Source organism: Calditerrivibrio sp. (assembly GCA_026415135.1).
In the GTDB taxonomy this organism is placed as follows: domain Bacteria; phylum Chrysiogenota; class Deferribacteres; order Deferribacterales; family Calditerrivibrionaceae; genus Calditerrivibrio.
The window spans coordinates 60,104-72,030 of sequence record JAOAHS010000009.1 but is presented as its reverse complement, the minus strand read 5'-3'; the positions used below and the strand labels follow the sequence as shown (position 1 = coordinate 72,030).

Below are 11,927 nucleotides of genomic sequence, written 5' to 3'. Positions count from 1 at the left end.
ATCACAGTGAAGAAACTTTCTATGACGGTGCTGGCTATCATTTCGATTTTGGGTATTTACACTATTTTAAAGGGTAAGGTGAAGTTTTATAAACAGGATAAGGTTTTTATGTTTTTATTAATCATACTACCTTTAGCTTTCCTTTTGAATATGCTTTTTTTAGGTTTTGATACACATCACCTGGATAGGCCTTTTAGACTGATTTTAGGTATTTTTGCTTTTTCTGTTATTTTGATTTTGGGGTTTAGAATTGTAGTTTTATACTATGGTATTGCAACATGTTTACTGTATGCATCTATCCTATCTTTTTATGAGTTGTATATTTTAAAATTAGAAAGAGCTCATAGCTTTATGGCTCCTATACCTTTTGGAAATTTTGCAATCCTCTTGGGGCTAATTATGATAGTTATGATATATATGAATAAAGAAATTAAAAATGGTTATAAGTTTTTAGTTGCTTTTCCTATTTTTGTGATGAGCTTATGGATTTCAGTAGCTTCTAAGAGTCGAGGTGGCTGGATTGTGTTACCCTTTCTGATATTTATAGTTAGTTTAGCTTTTGAGCGTATAAAGATTGTCCATAGAGTGATTGTTGTATTGTTGATAGTGTTTTTAATGGTGATTGTTTATTTTAAAGTGGGTATAGTTAAAAATAAGATTGATGAGGCAATAAATGAAGCTGCAACTTATATAAAAATTCAAAATAAATCTGATGTTTTATTAGGTAGTTTTGGGACGAGATTGGAGATGTGGAGATATGGCATTGTAAAATTTTTAGAAAGCCCTATTTGGGGGAAAGGTTATGTTAAATTTGAAGAGGAACTGGAAGAGGATATAAAAAGTAAAAAAACAAATCCAGAATTAGCTAGACATGGCCATCTTCATAATGATATCATTACTTTTTTGGCCAAGCAAGGTCTTGTTGGAGTTGTTTTTTATATAATCTTTTATACTGGTTTGTTTATCTTTTTTTACAAAAAAGTCAGAAGATTTGAAATAGATTGGAGAATTAGAGCTTTGGCCATGGGGGGCTTATTAACTATCTGTGGTATGTTTTTGTTTTCTCTATCTGATTCCATGTTTGGTACAGCTGCTGGAATAAGTAATTATGTTTTTCTACTTTCCCTCTTTGCAGGTGGGATGAGGTATTATGAAAACTTAGATCTGGAGATAAAAGGTGGACAATAGGCCATACACTGCTGTTTTGCAACACGATCTGGGTATAGGGGATCTCATCTTTAGATTACCCTATATAGAGGCTGTTGCAAAGAAGAGTAAGAATGGTAAAGTTGTTTTGATTGCTAGACCCACATGTAGACCCCATGATATCTTAAGAGGTGTTGATTATGTTGAAGAGATTATTATATACGATAGATGGAGAAAAGAAGACAATAAAGGGGAACATAGAGGCTTAAAGGGATTTTTTAAGTTACTTAAGATCATAAAACTAAGACAATTTGATAGAATTGTTATCTTTTCTGATAGAATTAGATATGGTATGCTGGCATTTCTTGCAGGTATACCTGTCAGAATAGGTTATGGTGGTTTTAAGTATAACTGGCTACAGAGGTTTTTTCTCAACCGTAAACCTTATATTAAAGAGTACAAAGGTCCATGTATCTCAAACTATGAATGGGCAACAGAGCTTGCTATACTTCATGGTTTTGCAAAAGAAAGGCTTGTTCCTCGTCTTATGATACCTTTAGAGCTTTTAGAAAAGAATAGAGATCTACTTTCAGGTTTACCTGATAAAAGGGTAGTCTTAGCGGTAGGTGCTTCTGTCAAGCACAAGGATTGGGGGATAGAGAAGTTTTCTGAACTTTCTCTTAAGCTGTTGATGAGTGGTGTTGGGGTTGTTTGTGTTGGTGGAAAGGCTGAAGAGAGTATATTAAATGATATAAGGCAAAGGATACCTGAAAGTTTTGCTGATAGATTTAGAGTTTTTATGCCGAATTCGGTTATGGACAGTGCTGCGATAATCAAACATACAAATGGCTGCATAGGCAACGATACAGGTATCTTGTACGTGGCGGCAGCGACGGGATCAGCTACACTTGTTTTGATAGGTAATAGGCCAGTTCCTTGTCATGATCCTGATATTCGATATATTACTGCAGCATCAGTTCAAGATATTGCTGTTGATGAAGTTTATCATAAGATAATACTACAAATGATAACATGAAAAAGGTCTTGTTGGTAAGACTTTCGGCTATTGGAGATATTGTTTTTGCTTCCACGTTACTTGGTTCCCTCAAAGCGGAAAAAAACTATGTGGTATGGCTTGTAAAAGCTCAGTATAGCTCACTTTTAGAGGGTAACTATCTCATAGACGAAGTTATTCCATTGCCAGTTGATGAATGGAAAGAGCTTTTAAAGGGTAAGAGATTTATAAAACTGATTATGTCTTTTTTTTCTTTTTTATCACGATTTCGGGAAAACAGGTATGATTTGGCCATCGATTTACATGGGTTAATGAAAGGGGCTATATGGGTTTTTTTATCGAAAGCTAAATATAAAGTTGGGCTTGGTAAAAGGGAGGGAAACTGGCTCTTTTTGGATAAAGTTATAGAAAGGGGTGGTCACTCTGAACAGTTTGCCTCTGAGTATCTATATTTAATAGATCAGATGAAGTGGGCTTCTTCTGATGGTAGACCAAAAATCGTACTTTGTGAACAGGCTATTTCTAATGCAAAAACATTGTTAGGTAGTTTCAATATAAAGAAGTATATAGTCATAGCACCCTTTACAACGAGGCCCCAAAAACATTGGTTGGATGATTATTGGTGTAGTTTTATAAAATCTTTTTTAGAGAAATACCACGAGTATAAACTTCTTATTTTAGGTGGCAAAGGGAATATTGAAAAGGCAACAAAATACTTTAGAGATGAAAGGGTTGTGTGCTTGGTAGGTATAACAGATCTGGGAACTTCTGCAGCTCTTATTATGCTATCTGATGGTATAGTTGGTGTTGATACAGGATTGACACATCTTGGAACAGCTTTTGGTATAAATACTGTAGCTATTTTCGGTTCCACTTGCCCCTATTTGAGGACTTACTCTAATAAGACCATAGTGTTGTATGAAAAGCTACCCTGTTCTCCCTGTCGTAGAAAACCGACCTGTGATGGGAGATATGATTGTATGAAGATAATAACCCCTGAGATGTTGTTGGATAAAGTTTCCTTTTTATTGGATGGTTAAATGAGAGTTTTGCATATAGAGGTTGGTAGAAATCTTTATGGCGGTGCAAAACAGGTGGTTTATCTCCTTGAAGGTTTGAAACGAATGGGTGTAGAAAATATATTGCTTACACCAAAGGGTAGTGCCATCTCGAGGGAGGCAAAAGATTTTTCTAATATCGTTGAAATAAGTTTTTTGGGGGATTTAGATTTAACATTTCCTATTAGACTGTTGAGTGTTATAAGGGATAGAAGACCTGATATTGTGCATGTCCACAGTAGAAAAGGTGTAGACTTTTGGGGAGGATTTGTTTCAAAATTAAAAGGTGTTCCTGCTATATGTACGCGGAGGGTGGACAATCCAGAAAATCCAATATGGGCTATGTTAAAGTATAATTTTTACAATAAAATTGTAACTATTTCTGATGGTATTAGGCGGGTTTTGTTGGATGAAAAGATCCCTCCTCAAAAAATTATTACTATCAGAAGTGTTTTGTATCCAGAGCCTTTTAGAAGACCAGCTACGAAGGAAGAGTTTTTAAAGGAGTTTGGTCTTAAGGGTAGTTCAAAAGTAATAGGGATAATAGCACAACTTATAGAAAGAAAGGGGCATAGGTATATCTTGGAGATTTTGCCTAAACTGGTCAAGGAGAATCCAGACATTAGAGTTGTAATCTTTGGTAAAGGGAAGCTTGAAAGTAAGCTTAGAGCTATTCTAAAAGAAAAAAAACTTGAGGAGTATTGTATCTTTGCTGGTTTCAGGGATGATTTACATAAGTGGCTTTATCACCTTGATCTTGTTGTTCATCCTGCAGATATGGAAGGCTTGGGTGTATCCCTCATTCAGGCATCTGCTGCTGGTGTACCCATTGTAGCGAATAGAGTGGGTGGGATACCTGAGATCGTAAAAGATGGTGAAAATGGTTTTCTTGTTGAAAAAGGGGATGTTGAATCTCTTTTTAATAGGATAATGATGGTTTTAAATGATGAAGGACTGGCGAGAAAAATGGGTGAAAGAGGTATCGAAATAGTGGATAGAGAGTTTTCTGTGGATAATATGGTTAATAAATATATTATGTTGTACAGTGAAATCCTACGGGGTGTTTGATTGAAAATAGTGTTTGTTCTTCATAGCCATACGCTGGGTGGAGCTGAAAAGCATGTCTTGATATTGTCAGAAATGCTAAAAAACAATGGGCATGAAGTGGTTTTTGCAGGACCTAAGGATTCATGGCTTTCTGTCAAACTATCGAGCATTGGGGTTGATACCTTTCATATACCTATGCATGGTTTCTATGATTTATATTCTTTGATGAAATTGGTAATTTTTTTTAAAAAATTTAGACCCGATATTGTGCATGGACACTTGACTCGTGGTGCTTTTTATGCAGGGATAGCTTCAAAAGTTGCAGGCATACCTTCTGTGGCCACTGCCCATTCCACAAATACCTGGAAGCATTTTAGGTGGGTAGATAGAATAGTGTGTGTTTCAAATGCTGTTAGAGATTTTTTGCTGAGTAAAGGACATCCTTCAGATAAACTTACTACAATCTACAATGGTGTTAAAATCCCTGTTATAGATAGTTCAGTCAGAGATAAGCTTAGATCTGAATGGGGAATAAAAGAGAATGATATTGTTTTTGGTATGGTATCGAGGGTTATTTACGATAAGGGGCACGATATAGCGATAAAAGCTTTTAAAAAAGCTGGTATTTATGCTAAAATAGTTGTGGTGGGGGATTATGCTACAGATTATGGTAAATTGTTAATAGATATGGTAAAGGAGTATGGGATGGATGATAAAGTTCTTTTTGTTGGTGGCAAAGATAATGTATTTGATTATTTTGTAGCATTTGATGTTTACCTTTCACCATCAAGAAGGGAAGCTATGCCTTTGGCTATTCTTGAGGCTATTAGCGTTGGATTACCTGTCGTGGGAAGTAGAGTAGGAGGTATTCCTGAAATAGTTAAAGATAGATTAAACGGAATGCTGTTTGAAAGTGAGAATGTTGATGAACTTGCTGCATGTATGAAAGGGATTGCTGAAGATAGATCATTTATAAAGAAAATGTCTGAACAGTCAAAAAAGGTATACGAAGAGTTTTTTGATGCATGGATTATGTATAGAAAGATTATAGACCTTTATAAATCAATCAGAGGTGATTGGAATGCCAAAGATTGATGTTATCATGTATCACCAGATTGGTAGATTTAAAAAAATGAGCTCTCATAAAGCCACTTACTGTGATGTAAAGAGATTTGAAAACCAACTTCGACTACTTAAATTCAATGGCTTTAAATCTATATCCATGGGGCAGCTGTATTTGTATTTAAAGGGTGAGGTGGCAAGTTTGCCTGAAAAGTGTGTGGTACTTACTTTTGATGATGGATATGAAAATTTTTATGAATATGCTCTCCCTCTTTTGCAAAAATATGGATTTACTGCAGTTGTATATGTTCTTGCTGGCAAGATAGGTGAAAAAGCTGATTGGCTTGAAAAAGATGGGCATTATCCAGCAAAGCTAATGTCTTTATCCCAGATAAGGGATATTATAAAATATGGTATAGAGATAGGCTCCCACGGCTATAGTCATTTGAGGTTGACTGAATGTGAATATTACATTGCAAAAGATGATATTATAAAAAGTAAAAAGATACTTGAAGATCTTTTAGGTTGTAATGTTGATCATTTTTGTTATCCTTATGGTTATCACAATATAGAGATCATGAGAACTGTTAAGGAGGCAGGTTATCTTACTGCTGTTACATGTGAGAGGGCAACATTAAGAAAAGATGTGGATCCTTTTGCTATACCAAGAAAAGCTGTAAGTTATGGTGATAGTTTGTTAGGTTTTGCCTGGAAAATTTTTTTTAAAAATAGACCCAAGAGGGAGTTATTAAGGTTGGATGATTAGATTTTTTCTATTTTTCTATAATGTTTTATTTTTTATATTACTTCCTTTTTTATTTTTAAGATTGTTTATTAAAGGTTTTAAAAATAAAGATTATAGAAGAAGATTAGATGAAAGAATCGGGTTTTTTAGATATCCAAAAAGTGATAAAAAAATAATATTGATACATGCTTTATCTTTGGGTGAAGTTAATGCTTCTTTAAGTTTGATAAGGGGCATTAAATCTGAGTTTACAGATTATGATATTTTGGTCACCACGACAACACCGTCTGGTTCTAACCAGATAAGAAAGATATTTTCTGATGATATATTACATATATATTTACCCTTTGATTTGTATTTTTTTATGAAGAGGTTTTATGAGAAATGGAATATAAAACTTGGCATTATTATCGAAACGGAGATATGGCCAAATATGCTGTATAGTGCAAGAGAAAAAGGTATCCCCATGATTTTAGCCAATGCAAGGATGTCAGAAAAATCGAAGAAGAAGTATAAGTTATTTAAAGATGTTATTTCATATTTTCTTAACTGCTTTACTATAATAGCCGTTAGAGGTGAAGCTGATAGAGAAAGGTTTTGTGAATTAGGAGTTGAAGAAACAAGATTAGTGGTAACCGGTAATATAAAGTTTGATATGTATGTAGACAAAGAAATTATGTCTGATGCTAAAAAGCTTAAGACTATTTTGGATAATAGAAAGGTAATTGTAGCAGGTAGTACGCATGATGGTGAAGAAAAAATTATAATAGATCTTATTGGAGATTTCAAGCATATTCTGTGGGTTGTTGCACCGAGGGATCCATTCAGAGCAAAAGAGATAGGAAAGATGGCTGAACTTAAGGGTATAAAATATCTATTTAGAAGTCAAATCGACGAATATAATGGTGAGGTATCTCTTATTATTGTGGATACTTTTGGGGAACTAATGAGGTTTTATGCCATCAGTGAGGTGGCATTTGTTGGTGGTAGTTTGGTCCCAAAAGGGGGCCATAACCCTTTGGAGCCATTGAGTCTGGGTATTCCTATTATTTCTGGTCCTTATTTATTCAATTTTCAGGAATTGTATGAGACGATGGTTAAAGAGGGTTTGGTGGAAATAGTTAAAGATCAAAAAGAGTTTAAAAAAGCTTTATATGAAATTTTAAATAACAATGAGCTGGTTAAAATAAAAAAAGAGAAAGGTTTTGAGTTTCTGGTAAAACATAGAGGTGCAGTTAATAGATTGATAGATATAGCAAAAAATATCACAGGGAGAAAGCAGTTTAGTTGAAATGTACAATTGTGTAAAAAAAAGTGGGCTATTACAAAAAAAATGTTTGAAATCTACAAAAAAATGTATTATATAGGCCGTATCTTAATAAGCTCAGGAGGTTTGATGTGAACAAGAAAGATTTGATTGAAAAGATTGCTGCAAAAGCGGGCCTTAAGAAGGTTGAAGCTGAAAAAGCTTTAGAGGCATTTGAAGAAGCTGTAGTGGAAGCACTTAAGGGTGGAGACAAGGTTACTCTGGTAGGTTTTGGTACTTTTTCTATTTATGAAAGGAAAGCCAGAACAGGTAGAAATCCTCAGACAGGGAAAGAGATCAAGATTCCGGCAAAAAAAGCACCAAAGTTCACCCCAGGAAAGTTATTTAAAGAGTCTGTTAAGTAATACAAAAGGGCTTTCTCAGGAAAGCCCTTTTTAGTTTGCTTGTGAGTAATTCATCTTATATATCTCAAAAGATAAAAAGTTTAAGAAAATCTCAAGGTATTACCCTCGAGCAGTTGGCTTCTTCAATCGGTAAAACAAAGAGCTATGTATCTATGCTGGAAAATGGTAGAGCCACACCTTCGTTGAGTACGCTTAAGGATATCTCTTCATTCTTTGGGTTAACTATAGCAGATTTTTTTGATAGAGATTACAATACTATCGAGAATGACAAATGCACATTTGATTTTGAAGTGGATGCCGAGTTGATATATTCAAAGAAAGGAGAGTTCAATTTATATCTTTTACATAAAAGTAGAAACTACAAAATGAAGACATATCTTGTGGAGCTATTTCCTAATGGTGGCTACTCTCAAGCTCTAAAACATGACGGTGAGGAGCAGGGGTTTGTTTTAGAAGGTGAGATAGAGTTGGTTTTAGATGATGAGAGGTTTAAGTTAGGGGTGCATCAGTATTTCTATTTCGATTCCTCGAAAAGCCACAAGGTTAGAAATATATCCTCTAATATTTCAAGAATATTATGGATCTATTTGCCAAAATAGTTTAATTCGATATCGTGAACTAGATTGTCTATATTCAGAACCCCATAGTCTACCCTTTTTATACCATCCATATGTTTAAACCATGTTATTTGCCTTTTTGCAAATTGCCTTGTTTTGGTTTGTATATAATTTATCAGTTGTTGAAGGGTTATGTTTGAGTTACATAGGAATTCGGCAATCTCCCGATACCCTATAGCTTTAAAAGAATGTAATTGTGGAGAAAAACCCCTATCCAATAGACGTTTTACTTCATCTACCCAGCCGGATGAAAACATGTTAATTACTCTTTTATTTATATCATCATATAGTTTGATTCTGTTTTTTTCAATGACATAGATATTGTATAAAAATTTAGGTTGTCTATGGTATTTTTTATGGGCTTCGGTGACAGTTAGACCAGTGGATTCCATTATTTCAAAAGCTCTTAATATCTTGTTCCTGTCATTTTTTGAGATTTTTTGGGCATATATGGGATCTTTTTGTAGAAGAGCTTGGTAGAAATAGGATATACCTTTGGATGATAGCTCTTTTTCAATCGATGGTCTAAGTTCTTTTATCAATGCTGGTTCCACAAAGAGCCCTTTTTTTAGTGTTTCAACATAAAGGCCAGTTCCTCCAACAATTATAGGTATTTTACATCTTTTTGAAATCTCTTCAATCAGTTGTTCCGCTTTTTCAAAAAAGACTCCAGCCGAATAGGTTTCGTCTGGTTCTAAGATGTCTATTAAATGGTGTTTAACTGCTGAAAGTTCCTCTTTGGATGGTTTGGCTGTACCTATATCCATGTATTTATAGACCTGAAACGCATCTGCACTGATTATTTCAACTGGGAGGTATTTTGATATCAGGAGGGCGATCTCAGTTTTCCCTGTAGCTGTGTAACCAGTGATTATTGGAATCTTCATCTTTGAAATTTCTTAAAGATAGTTTCTTTAGATATACTAATGAAGATAGGTCTACCATGTGGGCAGGTGTAGGGATTTGATGTTTGAAATAAATTTCTGACAATTTCTTCCATTTCAAAGGTTGTGAGGTAGTCGCCTGATTTTATCGCATTTTTACAGGATAAAATAAGTGGGAGTTTATCATCATCAGGTATTTTTAATGATATTAGTTCGGATACTATATTTTTTATCTCTTCTGTTGGATCTTTTTTGATTACATAAGTGGGTATTGTTGTTATTTTAATGCTTTTTTTTCCAAAAAACTCCATATTAAATCCGTATTTTTTCAAACTATCTAAAAGATTTTTAAATAAATCTACTTCATCACTTTCTAAATCTAGCAGTATTGGTTCATAAAGAGTTATGGTAGGGATGAAGGTTGAAGATTTTTTGTACTTTTCAAAAAGTACCCTTTCATGGGCAATATGTTGGTCAATAAGTATGAGTTCGTTATCTTTTTCACATAAGATTATAGTTTTAAACAGTTGACCTATTATCTTGAGGTTGTCATTGTCTTTCTCTATGACTTTATCTTCTCTCTTATTTTGTTGTATGACTTCTTCTATCTGAAACTGTTTTGATAAATCAATTTCATAAAGGGGATGTGATTCTTTTACTGAAATATCAGAGAGTTTGGGGTTATTATCGTTCAATGTATTGTAGGTATATTTGGGCAAAGCGTTTTCATAAAGAGCATTTTTTATTGAGTCATAGATAAAAAGAAATATATCATTATTGTTATAAAATTTTACTGAGGATTTTGTTGGGTGAACGTTTATATCCACATCATTACCACTTATCTGTATATCAAGAACGGCAAAGGGAAACCTGTTTTCAGGGATAAGTCTATTGTAAGCATTTATAACTGCCTGCTGGATATTATAATCTTTTATAATCCTTTTATTTACTGCTATGATAATATAATCCTTACGATATTTCTGGCATTGGGGATTACCTATGACGGCATTGAGTCGTAGATTGTCATATCTATTGCATACTTCAAAAATATTAGATTCATTGAATACCTTTTTTACCCTATCGAACATCTTTTTATCTTTAGAGAAATCTAAGACGATTTCCCCATCGTTGCTAAGGGTTATGGAAACGTTGTAGTTAATAGATGCAAACTGTTTGACGAATTTTATAATCTCTTTATACTCATTGTTTGAATTTTTGAGAAATTTTTTTCTAACCGGAATTTTTTGAAAAAGATTGGATACTTCGACAATCGTTCCGTGAGGGATAGGGGATGGCTTGACTTCACTGGGTTCACCATAGTTTTTTATGAGGGTGTATCCATCATAACCATTTCGTCTGGATGATATTTTGAAGTCGGAAACCGAACTGATAGCTGCTAAAGCTTCTCCCCGAAAGCCATAAGTTCTTAAGTTGTATATATCTTCAAAGGATCTTATCTTGCTAGTGGCAAACCGCTCAATTGTTTTGGGTATATCATCAGGTAATATTCCTATGCCGTTATCTGTGACTTTTATGAGGGAAAAACCACCATCTCTCAGCTCTATATCTATTTTATCTGCAGATGCATCGATAGCGTTTTCCAGTAGTTCTTTGACAACATTATATGGTTTTTCAACCACCTCTCCAGCTGCAATCTTATTGGAGATCTCTTCAGGGAGAATAATTATTTCTGATGGCAACTATTGCTCCGTAGAATTATGCTACTGTTCAGTAAATACACCCATGTTCCTAAATTTTTGGTAGCGCATTTCAAAAAGTTCTTCTGGGGAGTACTGTTTAAGTTCATTGAAATGTTTTTTGAGGGCTCTTTTTACGTTGTTAAATGTGGATTCGTGGTCCCTGTGGGCACCTCCTACTGGTTCTTTGATAATTTCATCAATTATGTTTAATGATTTGAGGTCTTGAGCGGTTAGTTTCAAGGCTTCTGCGGCTCTTTTGGAATAGCTGGCATCTTTCCATAGAATGGAAGCACAACCTTCAGGGCTAATAACTGCATAGATCGAATGTTCTAACATGAGAACCCTATTGCCCATTGCTATTGCGAGGGCACCTCCACTACCTCCTTCACCGGTAATCACAGTGATCATCGGTACTTTTAAGCCTGCCATGACGAAGAGATTTTTAGCAATAGCTTCTGCCTGCCCCCTTTCTTCAGCACCAATACCTGGATAAGCTCCGGGCGTATCGACGAAAGTGAAAATAGGCCTTTTAAACTTATCTGCCAATTCAAATATTCTTTTAGCTTTTCTGTAACCTTCTGGATTGGGCATTCCAAAGTTTCTAAAGATGTTTTCTTTGGTGTTTCTACCTTTCTGATGTCCGATTACAACACATGGTTCCCCTTCAAATTTTGCAATACCAGCCACTATTGCAGCATCATCCATGAACAGTCTATCACCATGAAGTTCCACAAAGTCTTCAAAGAGTGCTGAAATATAGTCAAGCGTGTATGGTCTGTTTGGATGTCTTGCAACCAAAACTTTTTGGGCTGGGGTTAGATTGCGGTAGATGTTTGCTTTGACCTTTTTAATTCTATCTTCAAGTTTTTGGATCTTACTCTCTATATCTTTATCTACAATCTCAGAAATACCCTTTAACTCTTCTAATTTTTTTTCCAGTTCATATATAGGTACTTCAAAATCTAAAGGTTGAATAGCCATG

General features: G+C 34.7%; 12 protein-coding genes. 9 read left to right on the top strand and 3 right to left on the bottom strand.

Translation table 11 applies throughout. The features are described from left to right. From N3C60_02285 to N3C60_02245, 9 genes are all read left to right on the top strand, one after another. Positions 1-1,188 (top strand): O-antigen ligase family protein (locus N3C60_02285; GenBank protein ID MCX8083729.1); only part of this gene is annotated, 1,188 nt, incomplete at its 5' end. Next, positions 1,178-2,182 carry a hypothetical protein gene (locus tag N3C60_02280; GenBank protein MCX8083728.1) on the top strand — a complete coding sequence of 335 codons (1,005 nt, stop codon included), beginning with the start codon at positions 1,178-1,180 and terminating at the stop codon, positions 2,180-2,182. The genes N3C60_02285 and N3C60_02280, both read left to right, overlap by 11 nt. Further along, a complete protein-coding gene (locus tag N3C60_02275) occupies positions 2,179-3,201 on the top strand; it encodes a glycosyltransferase family 9 protein (GenBank protein ID MCX8083727.1) in 1,023 nt (340 codons plus the stop codon). Before N3C60_02280 ends, N3C60_02275 begins: the two co-directional genes overlap by 4 nt. Further along, positions 3,202-4,287 carry a glycosyltransferase gene (locus N3C60_02270; GenBank protein MCX8083726.1) on the top strand — a complete coding sequence of 362 codons (1,086 nt, stop codon included), beginning with the start codon at positions 3,202-3,204 and terminating at the stop codon, positions 4,285-4,287. A gap of 9 nt (positions 4,288-4,296) precedes the next feature. Beyond that, positions 4,297-5,361 (top strand): glycosyltransferase, encoded by a 1,065-nt coding sequence (locus N3C60_02265; protein ID MCX8083725.1) that lies wholly within the window; start codon positions 4,297-4,299, stop codon positions 5,359-5,361. Next, positions 5,348-6,094: a polysaccharide deacetylase family protein gene (locus tag N3C60_02260; protein MCX8083724.1), complete on the top strand. Its 747-nt coding sequence runs from the start codon at positions 5,348-5,350 to the stop codon at positions 6,092-6,094. The genes N3C60_02265 and N3C60_02260 overlap by 14 nt, the downstream gene beginning before the upstream one ends. A gap of 61 nt (positions 6,095-6,155) precedes the next feature. Next, a complete protein-coding gene (locus N3C60_02255) occupies positions 6,156-7,364 on the top strand; it encodes a 3-deoxy-D-manno-octulosonic acid transferase (protein ID MCX8083723.1) in 1,209 nt (402 codons plus the stop codon). 107 nt (positions 7,365-7,471) lie between these two features. After that, complete coding sequence (locus tag N3C60_02250) at positions 7,472-7,744, top strand: HU family DNA-binding protein (GenBank protein MCX8083722.1); 273 nt, start codon at positions 7,472-7,474, stop codon at positions 7,742-7,744. 41 nt (positions 7,745-7,785) lie between these two features. Next, positions 7,786-8,343, top strand: a complete 558-nt coding sequence (locus N3C60_02245) for a helix-turn-helix domain-containing protein (protein ID MCX8083721.1) — start codon at positions 7,786-7,788, stop codon at positions 8,341-8,343. Here the strand turns inward: N3C60_02245 and miaA are convergent. Genes miaA through N3C60_02230 form a run of 3 tightly spaced genes read right to left on the bottom strand, consistent with a single transcriptional unit; the run spans position 8,328 to position 11,926 of the window. Then, positions 8,328-9,248, bottom strand: a complete 921-nt coding sequence (gene miaA / locus N3C60_02240) for a tRNA (adenosine(37)-N6)-dimethylallyltransferase MiaA (protein MCX8083720.1) — start codon at positions 9,246-9,248, stop codon at positions 8,328-8,330. The two genes, N3C60_02245 and miaA, sit on opposite strands and share 16 nt — an antisense overlap. After that, positions 9,245-10,945, bottom strand: coding sequence for a DNA mismatch repair endonuclease MutL (gene mutL / locus N3C60_02235; GenBank protein MCX8083719.1), 1,701 nt, complete (start codon positions 10,943-10,945; stop codon positions 9,245-9,247). The genes miaA and mutL overlap by 4 nt, the downstream gene beginning before the upstream one ends. Before the next feature lie 21 nt (positions 10,946-10,966). Beyond that, positions 10,967-11,926 (bottom strand): acetyl-CoA carboxylase carboxyltransferase subunit alpha, encoded by a 960-nt coding sequence (locus N3C60_02230; protein ID MCX8083718.1) that lies wholly within the window; start codon positions 11,924-11,926, stop codon positions 10,967-10,969. Position 11,927: the final 1 nt, after the last annotated feature.